General features: G+C 73.1%; 19 protein-coding genes. 13 read left to right on the forward strand and 6 right to left on the reverse strand.

All coding sequences use genetic code 11. From position 1 onward, the window contains the following. Positions 1–126 precede the first annotated feature (126 nt). The 4 genes from AC3A5R_RS07580 to AC3A5R_RS07595 are packed head-to-tail and all read left to right on the forward strand — an operon-like array spanning position 127 to position 2,754. A complete protein-coding gene (locus AC3A5R_RS07580) occupies positions 127–570 on the forward strand; it encodes an SRPBCC family protein (protein WP_487620152.1) in 444 nt (147 codons plus the stop codon). A 6-nt stretch (positions 571–576) separates the two neighbouring features. After that, the gene (locus AC3A5R_RS07585; RefSeq protein WP_487620153.1) at positions 577–1,032 is read left to right on the forward strand and encodes a hypothetical protein; all 456 of its coding nucleotides are present in this window, start codon (positions 577–579) and stop codon (positions 1,030–1,032) included. Beyond that, the gene (locus tag AC3A5R_RS07590; protein ID WP_487620154.1) at positions 1,029–2,006 is read left to right on the forward strand and encodes an ROK family glucokinase; all 978 of its coding nucleotides are present in this window, start codon (positions 1,029–1,031) and stop codon (positions 2,004–2,006) included. Before AC3A5R_RS07585 ends, AC3A5R_RS07590 begins: the two co-directional genes overlap by 4 nt. Positions 2,007–2,058: 52 nt before the next feature. After that, complete coding sequence (locus AC3A5R_RS07595; RefSeq protein WP_487620155.1) at positions 2,059–2,754, forward strand: endonuclease/exonuclease/phosphatase family protein; 696 nt, start codon at positions 2,059–2,061, stop codon at positions 2,752–2,754. Here the strand turns inward: AC3A5R_RS07595 and AC3A5R_RS07600 are convergent. Further along, on the reverse strand, positions 2,751–3,413 hold the full coding sequence (locus tag AC3A5R_RS07600; protein ID WP_487620156.1) for a hypothetical protein: 663 nt from the start codon (positions 3,411–3,413) through the stop codon (positions 2,751–2,753). The two genes, AC3A5R_RS07595 and AC3A5R_RS07600, sit on opposite strands and share 4 nt — an antisense overlap. 222 nt (positions 3,414–3,635) lie before the next feature. Between AC3A5R_RS07600 and AC3A5R_RS07605 the strand changes: the two genes are divergently transcribed. The 6 genes from AC3A5R_RS07605 to AC3A5R_RS07630 all read left to right on the forward strand — a co-directional run bounded on the left by AC3A5R_RS07605 (position 3,636) and on the right by AC3A5R_RS07630 (position 10,975). Continuing rightward, complete coding sequence (locus AC3A5R_RS07605) at positions 3,636–4,583, forward strand: lysophospholipid acyltransferase family protein (RefSeq protein WP_487620157.1); 948 nt, start codon at positions 3,636–3,638, stop codon at positions 4,581–4,583. A 3-nt stretch (positions 4,584–4,586) separates the two neighbouring features. After that, positions 4,587–5,819, forward strand: a complete 1,233-nt coding sequence (gene macS, locus AC3A5R_RS07610) for a MacS family sensor histidine kinase (RefSeq protein WP_487620158.1) — start codon at positions 4,587–4,589, stop codon at positions 5,817–5,819. An 80-nt stretch (positions 5,820–5,899) separates the two neighbouring features. Further along, positions 5,900–6,583 carry a response regulator gene (locus tag AC3A5R_RS07615; protein ID WP_487620533.1) on the forward strand — a complete coding sequence of 228 codons (684 nt, stop codon included), beginning with the start codon at positions 5,900–5,902 and terminating at the stop codon, positions 6,581–6,583. A gap of 46 nt (positions 6,584–6,629) precedes the next feature. Beyond that, positions 6,630–8,066 carry a class II 3-deoxy-7-phosphoheptulonate synthase gene (locus tag AC3A5R_RS07620; RefSeq protein WP_487620159.1) on the forward strand — a complete coding sequence of 479 codons (1,437 nt, stop codon included), beginning with the start codon at positions 6,630–6,632 and terminating at the stop codon, positions 8,064–8,066. Position 8,067: 1 nt separating this feature from the next. Then, on the forward strand, positions 8,068–9,135 hold the full coding sequence (locus AC3A5R_RS07625; RefSeq protein WP_487620160.1) for a threonine aldolase family protein: 1,068 nt from the start codon (positions 8,068–8,070) through the stop codon (positions 9,133–9,135). A gap of 121 nt (positions 9,136–9,256) precedes the next feature. Then, positions 9,257–10,975: an alpha/beta hydrolase gene (locus AC3A5R_RS07630; protein WP_487620161.1), complete on the forward strand. Its 1,719-nt coding sequence runs from the start codon at positions 9,257–9,259 to the stop codon at positions 10,973–10,975. Between the two features lie 45 nt (positions 10,976–11,020). Here AC3A5R_RS07630 and AC3A5R_RS07635 read toward each other — a convergent pair whose 3' ends face one another. The 3 genes from AC3A5R_RS07635 to AC3A5R_RS07645 form a co-directional block, all read right to left on the reverse strand. Further along, positions 11,021–11,881, reverse strand: coding sequence for a DMT family transporter (locus AC3A5R_RS07635; protein ID WP_487620162.1), 861 nt, complete (start codon positions 11,879–11,881; stop codon positions 11,021–11,023). Between the two features lie 49 nt (positions 11,882–11,930). Continuing rightward, entirely contained in the window at positions 11,931–13,949 is a 2,019-nt protein-coding gene (gene pknB / locus AC3A5R_RS07640; protein WP_487620163.1) for a Stk1 family PASTA domain-containing Ser/Thr kinase, read from the reverse strand. A gap of 137 nt (positions 13,950–14,086) precedes the next feature. Beyond that, positions 14,087–15,094 carry a lytic transglycosylase domain-containing protein gene (locus AC3A5R_RS07645; RefSeq protein ID WP_487620164.1) on the reverse strand — a complete coding sequence of 336 codons (1,008 nt, stop codon included), beginning with the start codon at positions 15,092–15,094 and terminating at the stop codon, positions 14,087–14,089. A gap of 330 nt (positions 15,095–15,424) precedes the next feature. Between AC3A5R_RS07645 and AC3A5R_RS07650 the strand changes: the two genes are divergently transcribed. Then, positions 15,425–15,838: an Rv2175c family DNA-binding protein gene (locus tag AC3A5R_RS07650; RefSeq protein ID WP_487620165.1), complete on the forward strand. Its 414-nt coding sequence runs from the start codon at positions 15,425–15,427 to the stop codon at positions 15,836–15,838. Between the two features lie 88 nt (positions 15,839–15,926). Here AC3A5R_RS07650 and AC3A5R_RS07655 read toward each other — a convergent pair whose 3' ends face one another. Next, positions 15,927–17,033 (reverse strand): polyprenyl synthetase family protein, encoded by a 1,107-nt coding sequence (locus tag AC3A5R_RS07655; protein ID WP_487620166.1) that lies wholly within the window; start codon positions 17,031–17,033, stop codon positions 15,927–15,929. A 105-nt stretch (positions 17,034–17,138) separates the two neighbouring features. Between AC3A5R_RS07655 and metF the strand changes: the two genes are divergently transcribed. After that, the gene (gene metF / locus AC3A5R_RS07660) at positions 17,139–18,047 is read left to right on the forward strand and encodes a methylenetetrahydrofolate reductase [NAD(P)H] (RefSeq protein ID WP_487620167.1); all 909 of its coding nucleotides are present in this window, start codon (positions 17,139–17,141) and stop codon (positions 18,045–18,047) included. A gap of 32 nt (positions 18,048–18,079) precedes the next feature. Here metF and AC3A5R_RS07665 read toward each other — a convergent pair whose 3' ends face one another. After that, complete coding sequence (locus AC3A5R_RS07665) at positions 18,080–18,799, reverse strand: DUF4126 domain-containing protein (RefSeq protein ID WP_487620168.1); 720 nt, start codon at positions 18,797–18,799, stop codon at positions 18,080–18,082. Positions 18,800–19,316: 517 nt separating this feature from the next. On the opposite strand from AC3A5R_RS07665, the gene AC3A5R_RS07670 reads away from it, so the two are divergent. Then, positions 19,317–19,649 (forward strand): DUF6504 family protein, encoded by a 333-nt coding sequence (locus tag AC3A5R_RS07670; protein ID WP_487620534.1) that lies wholly within the window; start codon positions 19,317–19,319, stop codon positions 19,647–19,649. Positions 19,650–19,698: the final 49 nt, after the last annotated feature.

The raw sequence follows: 19,698 nt of genomic DNA on the forward strand, positions 1-19,698 counted from the left end.
CACAGCACCGGGCACCCGGTCGGGCCGACGCGTCCGCGAGCACGGACCCGCCGTCGCCGCCATCCTCCCACGACGCCCCGCGGCGGCACACCGGGCCGCGTCCACCGGCGCGATAGCCTTCGGCGCATGGCCGATCGCACCGAGTCCTCCATCGTCATCGCCGCGCCGCCCGGCGAGGTGCTCGACGTCATCGCCGACTTCGAGGCCTACCCGGAGTGGGCGGGCGAGGTGAAGGACGTCCGCGTGCTCGCCGAGGAGGGCGACGGCTGGGCCGACCAGGTCGAGTTCACGCTCGACGCCGGCGCCATCAAGGACACCTACGTCCTCGACTACGAGTGGGACGTCGTCGACGACGGCACGGGCGTCGTGTCGTGGTCCCTCGTCTCTGCGCAGGTGCTCAAGGCGATGAACGGCTCCTACACGCTCTCCACCGACGGCGACGGCACCCGCGTCACCTACCGGCTCGCGGTCGACGTCAAGGTCCCGATGATCGGGCTGCTCAAGCGCAAGGCGGAGAAGGTCATCGTCGACACCGCCCTCAAGGAGCTGAAGAAGCGCGTCGAGGCCTGATCGACCGTGACGCCAGAGGACACCGACACGCGCGAGCCGCGCGGCACCGCCACCGGATCGGTCGCCGAGGAGGCCGCGCTGCTCGTCGACCTGCTCTCCTCCCGGGGCTGGGGCGCCGCGGGCGCCGCAGCGGACGAGGCGGCCGACGAGACCGGCGGGACCGGCCCGGACGACGCGTCGGCCGCGAACCGCTCGACTCCGGCCGGCGAGGACGACGCACCCAGCGGGTCCGACGCGCACGAGTGCACGTGCGGCGGCCGGACGCCGGCAGCGTGCGCCGTCTGCCCCGTCTGCCAGCTGATCGCCTTCGTCCAGCGGATCGAGCCGGACGCCATCGACCGCTTCGCCGACGTCGTGGGGCTCGCTGCCACGGCGCTACGCGACCTCGCCACGGCCCAGCGCGAGCGCCGCGACCGGTCAGCGGGGGCGTCGGGCGACGACGGGAAGGGAGCGTCCGAGTGAGCACCGGACTCGCGATCGGCATCGACATCGGCGGCACCAAGGTGGCCGGCGGCATCGTCGACGAGCAGGGACGCATCTCCCACCGGGTCCGGCGCGACACGCCGCACCGCTCGACCTCCCCGCGCGTGGTCGAGGACACCATCGTCGAGGCGGTCGAGGACCTCCTCGCCCAGGTGCGCGCCGACAGCGGCCAGGACGTCGTCGCGGTCGGCATCGGCGCGGCGGGGTTCGTCGCCGAGGACCGCGCCACCGTCGTCTTCGCGCCCCACCTGTCGTGGCGCAACGAGCCGCTGCGCGACGCCCTCGCGGGTCGCATCGAGCTGCCGATCACCGTCGACAACGACGCCAACGCGGCGGCGTGGGCCGAGGCGACCTTCGGCGCGGCGCGGGGTGAGTCGCACGTCGTCGTGATCACCCTCGGCACCGGCATCGGTGGAGCCCTCATCATCGACGGCCGGGTGCAGCGCGGCCGGCACGGCATCGCCGGAGAGTTCGGCCACATGCAGATCGTCCCCGGCGGAGCGCGCTGCGAGTGCGGCAACCGCGGCTGCTGGGAGCAGTACGCGAGCGGCAACGCCCTCGTGCGCGAGGCCCGGGCCATGATCGAGGCCGGCTCGCCCGTCGTCGCCGACCTGCTCGTACGGCTCGGGGGCGACAAGGGCGCGCTCACCGGACCGTTCATCACCGACGCAGCCCGCGACGGCGACCCCACCGCCCGTGAGCTGCTCGCCGACATCGGGGAGTGGCTCGGTGTCGGCCTGGCCAACCTCGCGGCCGCCTTCGACCCCGGCCTGTTCGTCATCGGTGGGGGAGTCAGCGCCGCCGACGAGATGCTCATCGGGCCGGCGCGCGACGCCTTCCGCAGGCAGCTGCCGGGGCGTGGTTACCGCCCGGAGGCGCGGATCGTGCGCGCGGTCCTCGGCAGCGACGCCGGCCTCATCGGCGCGGCCGAGCTGGCGCGCACGGGGCAGTGACGCCGCGGTGACCCCGGGCGCGGGTGCCGGGCGGGTCCGGCCCCTGCGCGTCATGTCGTACAACGTCCGCGACTTCCTCGACGACCGTCGGGCGGCCGCCCGCGTCGTGCGTGCCGTGGCGCCCGACGTGCTGTGCCTCCAGGAGGTGCCACGTCGGCTCACGACCGAGGTACGTCTCCCGCGTTTCGCCCGCGAGTGCGGGATGAACTGGGGCAGAGGCAGGTTCGGCACCGGTGGAACCGCGGTCCTGACTGCTCCCGGGGTCGCCGTCGTCGCATCGTCCCGTGGACGGCTGCCGACGCGTTTCCCGGACCGGACGCGCGGCTGGGCCGGCGTCACGGTGGCGCCGGACGGGTGGCCGCCCGACGCGGCGCTGACCGTCGTGAGCGTGCACCTCGGGCTGAGGGCGGGGGAGCGGGTGCGCCACGCCGAGCACCTCGTCGCCACGTTGCCGGCCCGCAGCGTCGTGGCGGGTGACCTCAACGAAGGGCCGGACGGCGACGCGCGCGGAGTGCTGACCCGTCACTGGCCTCCGGTGCTGCCGGACGTGCCGACGTTCCCCGCCGCGACGCCGACGGTGGCCATCGACGCGGTGCTGGCCGCACCGGATCTCGTTGCGGCACAGCGTGATCCGGCCGATCCACCTGAGCGCAAGACGCTGGACCTGGCGATCGCCGCGGACGTCGCGGTCGCGTCGGACCACCGGCCCCTCTGGGTCGACCTGGTGCCGAGAGGTGCGGGTGGCTAGACCCGTGTGCCGTCGTCGAACGGGTCGCGCTCGGTGCCGCCGCGCAGGACGAGCAGGACGAAGCCGACGACGATCATCGCGAGCGCCGTGACGACCCACCAGCCGCTGCCGTCACGGTCGAAGAAGAGGACGTAGAGCAGCAGGAGCGGACCACCGACGAGGCCGCCGACGATGGCCCAGAACATCGGGTCGGTCTCGGCCGAGGGCAGGTCTATCTCCGACGGCGGCACGAAGTGGTCGTCGTCGGGGTCGTCGGTGCCGACCCGGTCGAGGAGAGCGTCGGCGTCTTCACGCCGCGGCGGGCCTCCGCGCCACACGTGCTCGGTGCTCGAGGCGATCGGCAGGTCGAGGACGTCCGAACCGCCCGAGCCGCCGGGGGCGCTCGGTGCGCCCGGGTCCGCGGCGGGAGCAGCGTTCGGCGCGGGGTCGGCGAGGACGTCGTCGGTCAGCGCGTCGGTGGCGTCCGACGCGTCGGTCGGTCCGGTGCCGGTCGCGGTGGTGGCGTCGCCGACGTCCCGCGCATCCGTCGAGCCGGCGTCGGAACCGGTGTCGGGACCGGTGTCGGCGGTCGGAGCGCGGCGCGGCAGCGGGTCGGGTGCCTCGGCGTCCCAGCCGGCAATGATCCGTGCGAACTCGTCGTCGAGGTCCCGGTCGTTCACGACAGCCTCCCTGGCACCTGGGCGGGGTGGACGACGACGGCGGCTCGCGGCCGCGGGAGGCGCGGCGAGGACGCCCCGCGTGGGGTGGCGGCGACCTCGGTGGGGACCGGCACGGTGGGCTCCTGGCGACGGTGCGGCTGGACCTCATGATCCTCGCATGCGGCGCTGTGCGTGCGCGAGTGCCGTAGAGTTCGAGCGGTCACAGTCAGGAGGAGTGCGCGGGTGTTCTACTGGTTCCTCAAGATGGTCGTCATCGGGCCGATCATCAAGCTCCTCTTCCGCCCCTGGGTGGAGGGTGAGGAGAACATCCCCGAGACGGGTGCGGCGATCTTCGCCTCGAACCACCTGTCCTTCTCCGACTCGATCTTCCTGCCGCTCGTCGTCTCGCGCCGAGTCACGTTCCTGGCCAAGAGCGACTACTTCACGGGCCGCGGCCTCAAGGGGCGCCTCACGGCCGCCTTCTTCAAGGGTGTCGGCCAGCTGCCGGTCGACCGCTCCGGTGGCAAGGCGAGCAACGCAGCCCTGAACTCCGGCCTCAAGGTCCTGCGCCGCGGCGAGCTGCTCGGCATCTACCCGGAGGGCACCCGCTCACCCGACGGCCGCCTCTACCGCGGCCGCACCGGCATGGCCCGGATGGCCCTCGAGGGCAAGGTCACCGTGATCCCGATCGCGATGATCGGCACCGACAAGGCCCAGCCGACGGGCAAGGTCATCCCGCGGATCATGCGCATCGGCGTGCGCGTCGGCAAGCCGCTCGACTTCTCCCGGTACGAGGGCATGGAGGACGACCGCTTCGTCCTGCGCTCGATCACCGACGAGGTCATGTACGAGCTGATGCTCCTGTCCGGCCAGGAGTACGTCGACATGTACGCGACGTCGATGAAGGACCGCCTCGTCGCCGCAGCCAAGGCCAAGGCCCGCGAGCTGCAGGAGGCCGCCAAGCCGGGCAGCGCCGCCCCCGAGCTCGAGGAGGCGCTCGACGCCGCCGAGGGAGCTGAGCGCAACGAGCGCACGGTGCGCGCCGCGCCGGCCGGGGCGTCAGCGCACCCCGACCGCACGGACGACTCCGAGGGCAGCGGCGACGCCGGCGCGGAATCCGGCGCCGATTCCAGCGCCGGAGCCGACGAGGACTCCGACGAGGACGGCGGCCCCGTCGTGGCGGCCTCCTGACCCATGTCCGTCGCGACCGGCGGGTCCGAGACGCCCGCGGGCCCGGCCCTGCTCGATGACGAGCACGTCGTCGTGCGCGGCCTGTGGCGCGCCGTCGACGTGTTCCGGATCCTGGCCCTCGTCTACGCCGCGTACTCGATGTGGGAGCGACGCGCCGGGGTTGCCCACCTGTCCGTGGCGCTCGTGGTGCTCGGCGTCCTCGCCGGGTGGACCGCCGTGCAGACCGTCCGGCCGATGCGCACCGTCCGCGCCTACACCGTCGAGCTCGCCATCGGCTGTGGTGCCATCCTCGCCACGCGGCTCGTCGACACGCCCGAGGTGATCACCGCCGGCGCGAAGACGCTGCCCTCGATCTGGCCCTCGGCCGCCGTCGTCGGCTTCGCGATCCTGCGCGGCTGGCGCGGCGGTCTCGCGGCGGCGTGCCTCGTCGCCGCGAGCTCGTTCGTCGAGGTCGTGCAGCCCACCGCGAACACCGTGTCCAACTCGATCTTCGGGCTGCTCCTCGGCGGGTGCATCGGGTACTGCGTCGACCTCGCCCGCGCCAGCCACTCCGCCCTCGCCGAGGCCATGCGCCTCGACGCGGCCCGAGCCGAGCGCGACCGCCTCGCGCGCACCGTCCACGACGGCGTCCTGCAGACCCTCTCCTTCATCCACCGTCGTGCCACCGACCTCGGGGGAGAGTCGGCCACGCTCGGGGCCATGGCCGGGGAGCAGGAGCGCATCCTGCGCACCCTCGTCAGCCAGACCGACCTCGCGGAGGTGGGGCGCGCCGTGAGCGGCGACGCCGACCTGCGCACCCTGCTGCGCCACGTCGAGACCGACGACGTCCAGCTCGTGTCGCCCGCCGACCCGGTCCTGCTGCCCCGACGGGTCGCCGACGAGGTCGTCGCGGCCGTGGAGGCCGCGCTCGACAACGTCCGCAAGCACGCCGGCGAGGGGGCCCGGGCCTGGGTGCTGCTCGACGACGACGGCCGCGACGTCGCCGTGACGATCCGCGACTCCGGGCGCGGCCTCAGCGAGGCCCGGCTCCAGGAGGCCGTCGGCCAGGGCCGGCTCGGGGTCTCCTCGAGCATCAGGGGGCGCCTGAGCGACCTCGGCGGCGGCGCCGTCATCACCTCGGGACCAGCCGGCGGTACCACCGTCGAGCTGCGCGTCCCTCGCCATCCCTCCCACCCCTCCCACCGACCCGACCGGCCCGCCCGACGCGGCCGGAACGACCGACGAGGAGCACCGTGAGCGACGACGCTGCCACGCCCGCACCCGACCCGACGCACGACGACCCGACGCACGACCCGACGCCCGGTGGCGCGGCGCGCATCCGCGTCGTCGTCGCCGACGACCACCCGATGTGGCGCGACGCCGTCGCCCGCGACCTCGCCGACGCCGGGTTCGAGGTCGTCGCCACCGCCGACGACGGACGCTCGGCCGTGGCGCGCACCCGCGCCACGGTCCCGGACGTCCTCGTCCTCGACCTCAACCTCCCCGGGCTGAGCGGGTCGCAGGTCTGCGCTGCACTCGCCGCGGCCGGGGTGCCGACGCGTGTGCTCATCCTCTCGGCGTCCGGTGACCACCAGGACGTCCTCGAGGCCGTCAAGGCCGGCGCGCTCGGCTACCTCGTCAAGAGTGCCGGCCGAGAGGAGTTCCTCGCCGCCGTGCGCGCCACGGCCGTCGGCGACCCCGTCTTCACGGCGGGCCTGGCCGGGCTCGTCCTCGGCGAGTTCCGTCGGGTCCGCAGCTCGGGCGGCCCCGAGCGCGAGGTGCCCGAGCTGACCGACCGTGAGACCGAGATCCTCAAGTACGTCGCGACGGGCATGGGCTACAAGGAGATCGCTGCGACGCTGTTCCTGTCGCACCGCACCGTGCAGAACCACGTGCAGAACATCTTCGGCAAGCTGCAGATGCACAACCGCGTCGAGCTGGTCCGGTTCGCGATGGAGCGCGGCCTCGACCTCGAGGAGCGACCCGAGCCCGGGGGACTGACGGGGACTGACCGGGACTGACGGGGGACTGACGGGGGACTGACGGGGTGCGGGTGGAGATATCGGGATGCGGACCCGGCACGGAGGACCTGCGTGTGCCGTCTACCCTGATCGGGTGAACATGAGGACCGTCACCGCCGATGTCGGTCTCGAACCCGCGAACGGGTCCGAGGCCCTCGCCGCCCTCACGGCGGCAGCAACCGAGCTCGAGGCCGGGCAGCAGCCCTCGTGGCCCGACACGGCTGCGCTCTCCGAGGTGATCGAGACCCTCGCCTCGTATCCGCCGCTCGTCTTCGCCGGCGAGTGCGACATCCTCACCGCCCGGATGGCCTCGGCCGCTGTCGGGGAGGCCTTCGTCCTGCAGGGCGGCGACTGCGCCGAGACGTTCGCGTCCGCGACCGCCGACAACATCCGCGACCGCATCAAGACGATCCTGCAGATGGCCGCCGTCCTCACCTACGGTGCGTCGGTGCCGGTCGTCAAGGTCGGCCGGATGGCCGGTCAGTACGCCAAGCCGCGCTCGTCCGGCGTCGAGACCCGTGAGGGCGTAACCCTGCCCGCCTTCCGCGGTGACATGGTCAACGACTTCGCCTTCCACGAGACGGCCCGCATCCCCGACCCGCAGCGGCTCGTCCGCGCCTACCACGCGAGCTCGGCGACGCTGAACCTCGTGCGCGCGTTCACGACCGGCGGTTTCGCCGACCTGCGCCACGTGCACGACTGGAACCGTGGCTTCGTCGCCAACTCGGCCAACCAGCGCTACGAGAAGCTCGCCAAGGACATCGACAAGGCGATGCGCTTCATGGCGGCCTGCGGCGCCGACTTCGACGCGATGCGCACCGTCGAGTTCTTCGCGGCCCACGAGGCACTCCTGCTCGACTACGAGCGCCCGCTGACGCGCATCGACTCCCGGTCGGGGCGCCTTTACGACACGTCGGGGCACTTCGTCTGGGTCGGCGAGCGCACCCGCCAGCTCGACGGCGCGCACGTCGACTTCGTCTCGCGCATCAGCAACCCGATCGGCGTGAAGCTCGGGCCCAAGGCCGACATCGACGAGGTGCTGCGCCTCATCGACAAGGTCGACCCGAACCGCACGCCCGGCCGCCTGACGTTCATCACGCGCATGGGCGCGGGCACGATCCGCGACGCCCTCCCGGCCATCGTCGACAAGGTGACCGCCTCCGGCGCGACGGTGACGTGGATCTGCGACCCGATGCACGGCAACACCTTCGAGAGCTCGACCGGCTACAAGACGCGCGACTTCGAGGACATCGTCGAGGAGGTCCGCGGCTTCTTCGAGGTGCACCAGTCCCTCGGCACGGTGCCCGGCGGCATCCACGTCGAGCTGACCGGCAACGACGTCACCGAGTGCCTCGGTGGCGCCGAGAAGATCATCGACACCGACCTCGAGAAGCGCTACGAGTCGGTGTGCGACCCCCGCCTGAACCACCAGCAGTCCCTGGAGCTGGCCTTCCTCGTCGCCGAGATGCTCAGCCAGGCCTGACGTGGCCCCGACCGTGACGGCCCTGCGCGCCGACCTGCTCAGCGACACCCTGACGCGTCCGAGCAAGGCGATGCGGGCCGCCATGGCCGTGGCCGAGGTCGGCGACGACGTCTTCGGCGAGGACCCGACGCTGCGGGCCCTCGAGGAGCAGGTCGCCGGTCTGCTCGGCCACGAGGCGGCGCTCTTCACGCCGTCCGGCTCGATGGCCAACCAGCTCGGCATCCGGTTGCACGTGCGCCCGGGGGAGGAGCTCGTCGCCGACTCGCTCGCACACGTCGTGCGGGCCGAGCTCGGCGCGGCGGCCGTGCTCTCGGGCATCACGTCGCGCACGTGGGTGTCCGAGCGCGGCCGGTTCCGCGCCGACGACCCGGCCGGCCTCATGGTCACCGGCGCCGGGCCCTACCAGGTCAACAGCGCCCTGCTCGTCGTCGAGAACACGCACAACTTCGGCGGCGGCACCGTGCAGTCCCTCGAGCAGATCCGCCGGGCGCGCGCGATGACCCGCGAGCGGGGCGTCGCGATGCACCTCGACGGGGCGCGCCTCTTCAACGCCCACGTCGCGTCCGGGGTGCCGGTCGCCGACTACGGCCGCGAGTTCGACACCGTGTCTGTGTGTCTGAGCAAGGGCCTCGGCGCACCGGTGGGCAGCGTGCTCGTCGGGTCGGCCGAGGCGATGGCGGAGTCGCGCATCTGGCGCAAGCGTTTCGGTGGAGGGATGCGCCAGGCCGGGATCCTCGCTGCTGCAGGGCTGTTCGCCCTCGAGCACAACGTCGAACGGCTTGCCGACGACCATTCGCGAGCCCGCCGCGCCGCCGAGGCGATGGCCGAGGCGGCGCCCGGATCGGTCGACCTGACGAGCGTCGAGACGAACATCGTCATCGTCGACGTCGCGGCCGCCGGGTGGACGTCCGCCGCGTTCGTCGCGGCCACCCTCGACGCCGGCGTGCGCACGTACGCCGTCGGCCCCGGTGCGGTGCGCCTCGTCTGGCACCTCGACGTCGACGACGCCGCCACCGGCGCGGCGACCGACGTCCTCACCGGCCTGCTGCGCCAGCCGCCGACCCGCTGACCGTTGCCGGCCCGGCACCAGCCGGTACCGGACGGCTCTTCCGCGTTTCCGGGGCGCGCCGCCGGCCCGACCCGTACGTTTGGGGCAGTCAGGGACAGACCTGGACCTCCAGGAGGTCGCCGTGGTGCGCCAGACAGATCCGGATGAGCAGATGTCGGTCACGGGTGCATCCGCCACGTCGCCGCCGACGGCGCGTCCCACCGGCGTGCTCGGCCGGCTGGTGCGCTGGGCCCACCTGACCCTTCCCGGCTGCTGGGGCGCCGTCGTCCTCGCGGCGGTGTCCTACACCCCGTCGCTCCTGCCCCGAGGTGGGCTCCTGCAGGGCATCGTCTGCGGCATCACCGGCGCCATCGGCTACGGGCTCGGCGTGCTCGTCGCCTGGATCTGGCGCGCCTTCGCCGACCGGTCGGCCCGCACGCCCCGGCCGGGCTCGTGGCGCAGGTCGCTCATCGCGGGCGGCGTCCTGCTGGCCGTCGCGTTCGGCTTCGGTCAGTACTGGCAGTCCGAGATCCGGCGCATCATGGGCATCGACGAGTACGACATCGCCCTGGTCGTCCTGTCGCCGCTCGTCGCCCTCGTGCTGTTCGGCCTGCTGGTCGCGGCCGGCCGCGGCGTGCGCGCGCTCTACCACCGCCTGGCCCGGCTGCTCCGGCGCTGGATCGGGCCGCGTGCGGCGAACGTCGTGGGCTGGGGCCTCGCCGCGGCCGTCGTGTACCTCCTCGTCACGGGGGTGCTCCTCGACGGGCTGCGCACCGTGGCCGACGAGATGTTCTCCGTCCGCAACGGGATCACCGAGGAGGGAGTGAAGCAGCCGGCGACGGCGCTGCGCTCGGGCGGCCCGGGGTCGGTCGTGCCGTGGGACACCCTCGGCCGTGAGGGCCGCACGTTCGCCGCGTCCGGGCCGTCGGCCGCCCAGATCCAGTCGCTCGTCCACCGGCCGGCGAAGGAGCCCATCCGCGCCTACGCGGGCCTGGAGTCGGCCGGCGACGCCGAGGCGCGGGCCCGGCTCGCGGTCGACGACCTCGTCCGGGCCGGCGGCTTCGACCGCAGGGACCTCGTCGTCATCACGACGACCGGCAGCGGCTGGGTGGACCCTGCGCTCATCGACAGCTTCGAGTACCTCAGCGGAGACTCGGCGGCCGTGGCGATGCAGTACTCCTACCTGCCCTCGTGGATCTCCTACCTCGTCGACCAGTCCAAGGCCCGGGAGGCCGGACGGGCCCTGTTCGACGCGGTCTACGAGCACTGGATCGGGTTGCCGCAGGACCACCGCCCCCGGCTGTTCGTCGCCGGGGAGAGCCTCGGCTCGTTCGGCGGCGAGACCGCCTTCAGCGGCGAGTTCGACCTGCGCAACCGCACCGCCGGCACGGTGTTCGTCGGCCCGCCCAACTTCAACACGCTGTTCCGCGAGTTCAGCGACGACCGTGACCCCGGCAGCCCGGAGATCCAGCCGGTCTACAAGGACGGGCGCACGGTCCGGTTCGCCAGCGACGCGAGCGTCGACATCCCACCCGACGGGCGGTCCTGGGAGGGCAACCGCGTCCTCTACCTCATGCACGCGTCGGACCCGATCGTCTGGTGGAGCCCGAACCTCGTCCTCAGTGAGCCCGACTGGATCGGCGAGCCGCCCGGCAAGGACACGCTCGACATGGTGTGGATCCCGTTCGTGACGTTCTGGCAGGTGACCGCCGACCTCCCCTTCTCCACGGGCGTGCCGGGCGGGTTCGGCCACAAGTACACCGAGGAGCAGGTCGACGCGTGGAACGCGGTCCTGCGTCCGGAGGGCATCACCCCGGCCGAGCTGACGGCGGTCCGCGACGCCGTGGCCCACGTCGGCTGACGGCGTCGTCGACCGGCGTCGTCGACCGGCGTCGTCGACCGGCCGTCAGACCTCGTGGTGCAGCGCCTCGGCGGGCAGCTCGCGGGGACGGCGGCGGGTCGCGACGATCTCGACCGCACACATGGCCGTCAGCACGAGGGCGCCTCCGACGACCATCCGCCAGGTCAGCGACTCGTCGCCGAGCGTGACCGCGAAGAACGCCGCGAAGACCGGCTCCATGGTCATGACGATCGAGGCCCGGGTCGCCGGCAGGTGCGCCTGGGCCCACGTCTGGGCCCACAGCGCGAGGATGCTCGCGAAGGCGACCATGTAGAGCACCGTGGCCCACTGGCCCGGCGTCTGCGGCAGGACGATGCCGCCCGGCAGCGCACCGGCCCCGCAGAGGACGGCGATGACGACCATCTGCACGACGGACAGCCCCGTGGCGACCTCCGAGGCGCTGTACCGGCCGAGACCGACGATGTGCAGTGCGTAGAGCAGCGCCGAGAGCAGCGTCACGGCCTCGCCCGGCCCGACCGTGAGCCCGCGCAGCGACAGCAGCGCGAGGCCGGCGGTGGCCAGCCCCACGGCGAGCCACGTCGAGCCCGAGACCCGCTCGCGCAGCAGCACCGCCGTGAGCAGTGGCGTCAGGACGACGTAGGTGCCGGTGACGAAGCCGGACACCGACGCCGGTGTCGTGGCCAGACCCACGGTCTGGGCGATCTGGGCCACGCCGTAGAGGCCGCCGAGCCCGACGCCGACGAGCACCTGACGCCGGTCGAGGGCCCGCAGCGGCCGCCAGAAGAGGACCACCATGACGACGGCCGCGATGGCGAAGCGGACGGCCAGGAAGTCGATGGGCGGCACGTGCGCGACGAGGTCGCGGATGAGGAAGAACGTCGATCCCCACACGGCCGTCAGGGACACGAGCAGGATCGTCGCGAGGCGCGAGCGCGCCGAGGGCCGCACCGGCGCCTCAGACGATCGTCAGCGTGATGGTGCTGCCCTTGGGCGCAGACTGGCCGCCGTCGATGCTCTGGTGCTGGACGAGGTCGAAGACCGGTCCGAACGGACCCGCCTCCTTCTTGACGGTGAAGCCCAGGGCCGTCAGCGCCTTCTCCGCGTCGGACGACTTCTGGCCGACGACGCTCGGGACCTGAACCATGACCGGGCCCTTGGACACGACGAGCGTCACGCTGTCGCCACGGTGCAGGGTGCCGGACGCCGGGTCCTGGCTCACGACGCTGCCCGCGGGCACCGAGTCGCTGTTGACGTCGGCGCCCCGGCGCACGACGAGGCCGAGCCCGCCCAGCTTCGCGGACGCGGCGTCGAACGGGGTGCCGGTGACCTTGGGGACCTCGATCGGCTGCGGGCCCCTGGACACCACGAGGTCGACGCGCGTGCCGCGCTTGACCGACGCACTGGGGTCGGGCGACTGGGAGATGACACGGCCCTTGGCGACGGTCTCGTTCCACTGCTGCTTCGTGTCGCCGACGGCGAGGGTCAGCGGCCCGAGGACGCCGGCGGCGTCGGAGGCCTTGGTGCCGACGAGCTTCGGGACGATGTAGCGCTCCTGCCCCTTGGACACGACGACGCGGATCGTGGAGTCCTTGGACAGCTCGGTGCCGGCGGCGGGCTCGACGCGCAGGACGGTGCCCTTGGCGGCGGTCTCGGAGAACTCGGCCTGCTCGTCCATCGACAGCGACACGGCCTCGAGGCCGGCCTGCGCCTGCGCGACCGGCTGCCCGACGAGTCCGGGTACGACGGTCGTGCCACCCGGGCCGGCGGTGAACCACCAGCCGGCCCCGGCGCCACCCAGCACGAGCAGGACGACGGCGAGCCACCGTGGCCAGCGCGAGCGCCGTCGGCGCTGCAGTGGCATCGCGGTGGTGCGCTCGATGACGGGGCCGTCCTCGTGGACCGGCAGCGCGGCGAGGCGCGGGCGCTGGGAGCGGTCCGTGCCGTCGGTGCTGGCAGGGGCCCCCCGTCGCGTCGAGGGGGCGGCGACCGCCCCCGCCACCGCGTCGGTGACCGTGCCGTCGTGGGTGTCGCCCGGGTCGTCGGCGCCGGACGTGGGGCGACCGGCCGGGAGCGGGACGGCGGTGTCGCCGCTGCTCGCGCTGCCGCGTCGGTCAAGCTCGATGGGCGTCAGACCTCGCCGCACATGGCGCAGGGCGGCGACGAACTCGGTGGCCGAGTCGAAGCGGTGGTCGGGGTCGAGGGCCGTGGCCCGGGCCACGAGGTCGTCGAGCGCCTCGGGCACGGTCGGCACGAGCGTCGAGGGCGACGGGATCGAGCCGTGCACGTGCTGGTAGGCGATCTGGATCGGGGTGTCGCCGGTGACCGCCTTGCGGCCGGTCAGCATCTCGAAGAGGAGCAGCCCGGCGGCGTAGACGTCGCTGCGGGCATCGGCCTGCCCGCGCTCGACCTGCTCGGGCGAGAGGTAGGACACGGTGCCGAGCAGGACGCCGGTCTGGCTCGTGGCCGTCTGGTTGGTGATGGCCCGGGCCAGGCCGAAGTCGGCGACCTTGACCTCACCGTCGTGGCGCACGATGACGTTCTCGGGCTTGACGTCGCGGTGGATCATCCCGGCCGTGTGCGCGGCGCGCAGCGCGAGCAGGATCGGCTCGAGGATCGCCAGGGCCTCGCGTGCCGTGAGCGGCGACTCCTCGTGGATGACGTCGCGCAGGGTCTTGCCCTCGACGAGCTCCATCGCGAGGAACACGTCGCCGTCGTCCTCACCCTGGTCGAAGACGGCGACGACGTTGGGGTGGCTGAGGCGCGCGGCCGAGCGGGCCTCGCTGCGGAACCGCTCGACGAAGACGTCGTCGACGGCCAGCCCCGGGCGCATGATCTTGACCGCGACCTCGCGGTCGAGGCGTCCGTCGAGCGCCACGTAGACGGAGGCCATGCCTCCGTCCGCGAGGTGGGAAAGGATGCGGTACCGGCCGTCGATCACCCGACCGACGAGGGCGTCCGCCACGCTGGACGTCACGGCAGGAGTTTACGGGCTGTCCGGTCGCATCCCGTGCAGGCGAGCCGCGGCCCCTGCAGGCGAGCCGCGGCCCCGCACACCCGTGGGGATGGGTGGCGGGGCCGCGGCATTCTGGGGGCTCCCGGGGGGTGGGAGCGTCACATGCGGTCGTAGACCGCAAGGACGGTGGCGACGTACTTCTTCGTGTCCTCGTAGAGGCCCTTGGTGCGCACCGAGTAGAGGCCCTGGTAGTAGCCGGCGATCGCCTGCTCGCGTGAGTCGGCCGTGGCCATGAGGGCGCGGATGATGAGGACACCGCCGGTGATGTTGTCCTGGGTGTCGTAGCGGTCGAGCGTCCGCCCGGCCAGCTGCGAGGCCCACGTCTCGGAGATGGGCATCAGCTGCATGACGCCGACGGCATCGGTGTAGGACACGGCGCGCTGGTACCACCCGGACTCGATCCAGCCGATCGCGAGGGCGAGCTTGGGGTCGACGCCGTTGCGCGTCGCCGTGGCCCGGATGAGGTCGGAGGTCTCGGTGCGGCTCGGGACGTCGCGGTCGGCCAGCTCGGCCTTGCTGGCGGCCACAGCCTGTTGGGTCTTCGTCGGCGTCGTGTAGCCGCTCGGCGGAGTCGCAGCCGGGGCGGGCGTCGACGGGGCCGGGGCGCTCGTCACGCCGGGCACGACGATGCGTTGGCCGATGTAGATGAGGCCGGCGTTCTTGAGCTTGTTGGCGGCGAGCAGCTTGGTCAGCGACACCTTGTACCGTGCGGCGATCCCCGACATCGTGTCGCCGCGGACGACGACGTGGACGAGGCCGCCGGCGGGGACCGAGGGGGCGGGTGCGGTCGTGCCGGACGGCTTCGGCGCGGGCTTGGTGGCCGGCTTAGGCGCGGGCTTGGTGGCCGGCTTGGCGGTCGGCTTCGGCGTCGTGGCCGTGGCGGGGGAGCCGGGCACGAGGAGTTTCTGACCGGGGTGGATGACACTGCCACCGGCGGCGAGGCGGTTCTTGTCCACGAGTGCTCGCACCGTCGTGCGGTGGGCGATGGCGAGGTGCCACAGCGTGTCGCCGGGTCGGACGGCGACTGTCTTCCACGGCGTCGTGCTCACGGGCACGACGACGGCGTGGGGCGGCTGCGCCAGCGCGGCGACGTCGGCGAAGGGCATGGGCTGGTCCTTTCCTGGGCCCGGTTGCAAGGACGTGTGGAGGGGCACTCGGGAAGGGGCTGGTGGTGCTCGGGGGTGCGGTCGTTCGGGGGCAGCGGTGATGCGACTGTGAGTGATGTGACGTGTGTGACGGTAGCGCATGAATGTGCATACTTGAGCGCTAAAGTATAAATACACGGGTGTAATTCCGGTCGAACCATCCTGAAGGACGCAGAAGCGGAATCCCGGGAGCCGTTCCCACGCTGCGAGCGGGTTTCGGAGCTGGTGCCAGCACGTCGACCGGTGCCGGGCGTGTCGCGACTCCGGTCGCGGGTGGCAGACTCTGACGACGTGAGCCAGAGCCCGAACCCCGACACCGCTGCCGACTCCGGCGACACCACCGACGCCCGCGCCCTCGAGCGCCTCGTGGGGGAGTGGCTGACCGTCCCCGACGTCGCCGAGCGGCTCGGCGTGCCGCTGTCGCAGGTCCGGCGCCTCATCGCCGACCGCGAGGTCATCGCCGTCCGCGTCGGTGAGCGCCGCGTCGCGTCGGTCCCGGCCAAGTTCCTCGACGACGCGGGCCCGCGTCCCGAGCTGCGGGGCACCTTCACGGTGCTCGCCGACGGTGGGATGGACGACGACGAGATCATCGAGTGGCTGTTCACCCCCGACCCGACGCTGCCCGTCGAGGGTGCGCCGATCGACGCCCTCCGCGCCGGGCACAAGACCGAGATCCGCCGGCGCGCCCAGGAGCTCGCCTTCTGACGCCCTGACGCGCGTCGGCCCCTGACGCGCGTCGGCGCCTGACGTGTCGTGTCCGACGAGTCACGACCCGGGCCCACGGGGCCCGCGGTCAGGCGTGGCGCGCGGTCGAGACCTCGACGAGGCCCTCGAGGACGTCGAGCGCGGTGTCGTCGAGGACGCCGGTGGCCCGGGCCCGCGCGACGGCGCCGCGGGACGCGTCGGCGAGCTCTGAGATGAGCTCCTCGACGCGGTCGACGGCGCCGGTGCCGACGAGGACGGACCGGATCCGCTCGACGCCGGCGAGGTCGAGGTCGTCTCGGCCGAGGAGCGCCTCGACGAGGTGGCGGTCGGGATCGGACGCGGCGTCGAGCGCATGGGCGACGAGGACGGTGCGCTTGCCCTCGCGCAGGTCGTCGCCCGCGGGCTTGCCCGTGGCCTCCGGGTCGCCGAAGACGCCGAGGAGGTCGTCGCGCAGCTGGAACGCCTCGCCGAGCGCGAGGCCGTAGTCGGACAGCGCGCCGAGGGCCTCGTCGGGGGCGCCCCCGACGAGCGCGCCGATGAGCAGCGGGTGCTCGATCGTGTACTTGGCGCTCTTGAAGCGGATCACCTTGCGCGCCGAGGCGACCCGTGCGTCGAGGTCGAGACCGTCCCAGCCGCGGGCCGACTCGAGCAGGTCGAGGAACTGGCCGCCCATGAGCTGGGTGCGCATGAGGTCGAAGAGCGCCCGGCCGCGGGCCAGCTCGGGCGCGGGCAGGCCGCACGAGGAGTAGAGCTCGTCGCACCACGTGAGGCAGAGGTCGCCGGCGAGGATCGCCGTGCCCTCGCCGAACCGGTCGGAGTCGCCGGACCAGCCGTGGTCGGTGTGCAGCGTGGCGACCGAGCGGTGCGCCGACGGCTTGCCGCGGCGGGTGTCGCTGCGGTCCATGACGTCGTCGTGGAGCAGGGCCGCGGCCTGGAAGAACTCCATGCTCGCGGCGAGCCGCACGATGGCGTCGGAGTCGGCGCCGCCCGCCGCGCGGTAGCCCCAGTAGAGGAAGCCGGCGCGCAGGCCCTTGCCGCCGGACAGCAGGCCCGAGACGGCCGACACGAGCGGCGCGGTCTCCTCGCCGATGGCCGCGAGCGCCGTCGTGGCCCCCGTGACCTGGCCGTCGATCGCCTGCTGCACCCGACGGCGCAGCACGTCGAGGTCGGTGGGGGTCTGCACGGGCTCCTCCATCGAGCGGGTCGAGCGGGTCGGGATTGGTGGTCAGCCTACGCGGGCGCGCGACCGTCCCGTGAACAGGTCGCACGCCGCGGACGAGCGGCGCCTAGGGTGAGCGGCATGGCGCACGGCACGGCATCCTCCATGGCACGGGCGGAACGGTTCACCCGGTCCATCCCGGCGATGATCGCCGCCGACACCCCGACCTTCAGCTTCGAGTTCTTCCCGCCGAAGGACGACGCCGCCGAGGTGCAGCTCTGGGAGGCCGTCCGGCGCCTCGAGAAGATCTCGCCGGGCTTCGTGTCGATCACCTACGGCGCCGGCGGCGGTACCCGCGACCGCACGGTGCGCCTGACCCGGCGGATCCTCGAGGAGACGACGCTGACGCCGATGGCGCACCTGACGTGCGTCGGGCACTCGGTGTCGGAGCTGCGCGGCATCGTCGGGGCGTACGCGTCGGCCGGGGTGCGCAACATCCTCGCGCTCCGCGGCGACCCGCAGGGCGGCCTCGGCCGGCCCTGGGTGGCGCATCCCGAGGGGCTCGACCACGCCGACGAGCTCGTCGGGCTCGTGCGCGGGCTCGGCGACTTCACCGTCGGCGTCGCGGCCTTCCCCGACGGCCACCCCGAGTCCGCCGACCTCGCCGACGACGTCGAGACCCTCATCCGCAAGGAGCGGGCCGGGGCCGAGTTCGCCATCACCCAGATGGTGTTCGACGTCGACAACTACCTGCGCCTGCGCGACGAGCTGGCCCGACGCGGGTCCCGCCTGCCGGTCGTGCCGGCCATCATGCCGATCACCAACGCGCGCCAGGTCGTGCGGATGGCCGAGCTCGCGGGCCAGCCGATGCCGCGTGCGGTCACCGACCGCCTCGACCGGCACGGCGAGGACGCCACGGCCGTGCGCGCCGAGGGGATGTCCATCGCCACGGAGTCCGCCCAGCGCCTCCTCGACGAGGGGGCGCCCGGCATCCACTTCATCACGATGAACCGGTCCTCGGCCACGCTCGAGGTCTACGGCCGGCTCTGACGCACCGACGGTCGGTGACGCGTCGGCGTACGTCAGCCGGGGCGCCCGCGACCCGCGTCGTCCGTCGGGAACGGGCGCGTCGGGTCGGCCCGGCGCCGGGGAGGTCGGTTGCCCGGTGGGCCGGCGTCGTCGCCCGGTGCGACGCGACCGGTGGGGGCGGCGATCCCGACGCGCTCGCCCCACGCGTCGTAGCGACGCTTGAGCCGGCGCAGGCGCCCGGCGAGCTTCCACACGATGAACGCGCCGACGGCCAGCAGCAACAGGGCGATCGTCGCGGCGGCCCACGGGTGGGCGATGGCGAGGGCGGTGACGCCGGTGACCGTGACGTCCTCGCCCGTGCTGACGACGATGTTGCTCGCGGGCTCGGGCGAGGTGTTGATGATGCCGCGGAGCCCGGCCTTGACGCCGTGCGAGACGAGCGCCGTGACCCCGCCGGTGGCAGCACCGACCGCGGCGGCGAGGCCCGCGGTCTCGTGGCCGATGAGGTAGCCGATCGTCGCTCCGACCGCCGGACGCACGACGGTGTGGACCGAGTCCCACACCGAGTCGACGTAGGGGATCTTGTCGGCGACGAGCTCGAGGACGAAGAGGATCGCGGCGCCGACGAGGACGTCGGTGCGGGCCAGGGCGTCGGGGATCTGCCCGACGTGGAGGAATCGGTCGGCGATCCCGAGGACGAGCACGACCGCGTACGCGTTGATGCCGCTGCCCCACCCGGTGGTGAAGGCCATGGGGATGAGCTCGGCGCCCACGTGACTCCTTCTTTCTGCCGGTCGGCCGGTGTCCGGTCGTGCCCGGCCGAGGGCCGAGCACCGGTCCAACGCTGCCGACGCTCCCGTATTCCCCGGGTCGGCGCAAGGGGAGTCGAGCGGGGCTGACGGGGGCAGCAGGACGGGCCCGGTCCGTGGACGGACGGGACCCCTGCGCCCTTCCGGCCACGGACCGGGCCCGTGGTGTGCTCCCACTGTGGCCGAGCCCGTCCGGGTGCTCCTGAGCACCGGTACTCAGCTCCGGTCGAAAGGGACGGAACGGCCGGATCCGGGCCCGTCGTCGGCCGGTCGTCGGCGGGTCGTCGGCGGGTCGTCCGCGGATCGTCGACCGCCTTGACACGGTGTCGGCGGCAGGGGTTACGCTGATGGTGTTCGAACAGATGTTCGAACGATCATCGTTCAGTCCAGTCGTCGGTTGGGGTGTCGGCTGTCCGTGTGGGGCGCGGGCGGCCTGGGTCGTGATTTCCCGCTTCGACGTGTCCGAGGGAGACGTGTCGTGGTGCGCAGGTTCAGTGATGTCGTGCAGGTCAGGGTCCGGTCCGAGGACGCCGCCCGGGAGCGGCCCGAGGCCTTCATCTGGAAGGGCCGCCTCTACGTCGTGCGCGAGGTCCTCGCCCAGTGGCGCGAGCGGCGGGCGTGGTGGCACGACGCGCTCGACGCCGAGGAGTCGCAGGTGCACCCCGGCCAGACGCTCGTCGCCGCCGCGAGCGAGCAGCACGTCTGGCGGGTCGAGGCGAGTCCGGGGTGGTCGTTCACGCCCGGGGTCTACGACCTCGCCCACGACGCGTCCCCGCGTGGTGACCACTGGTCTCTCGTCCGGGTCGCCGACTGATGCCGGCCGCACCCGCCTCTGCACCCGTACCTGCCTCCGTGAGAGAGAG

This window comes from Intrasporangium sp. Soil_C_50 (assembly GCF_057656595.1).

Bases quoted from the DNA above. Each gene is read 5' to 3' on its own strand.
- AC3A5R_RS07580 (WP_487620152.1), top strand. From the start codon at position 127: ATGGCCGATCGCACCGAGTCCTCCATCGTCATCGCCGCGCCGCCCGGC.
- AC3A5R_RS07595 (WP_487620155.1), top strand. From the start codon at position 2,059: ATGTCGTACAACGTCCGCGACTTCCTCGACGACCGTCGGGCGGCCGCC.
- macS (WP_487620158.1), top strand. From the start codon at position 4,587: ATGTCCGTCGCGACCGGCGGGTCCGAGACGCCCGCGGGCCCGGCCCTG.
- AC3A5R_RS07620 (WP_487620159.1), top strand. From the start codon at position 6,630: ATGCGGACCCGGCACGGAGGACCTGCGTGTGCCGTCTACCCTGATCGG.
- AC3A5R_RS07645 (WP_487620164.1), bottom strand. From the start codon at position 15,094: ATGCCCTTCGCCGACGTCGCCGCGCTGGCGCAGCCGCCCCACGCCGTC.
- AC3A5R_RS07655 (WP_487620166.1), bottom strand. From the start codon at position 17,033: ATGGAGGAGCCCGTGCAGACCCCCACCGACCTCGACGTGCTGCGCCGT.
- metF (WP_487620167.1), top strand. From the start codon at position 17,139: ATGGCGCACGGCACGGCATCCTCCATGGCACGGGCGGAACGGTTCACC.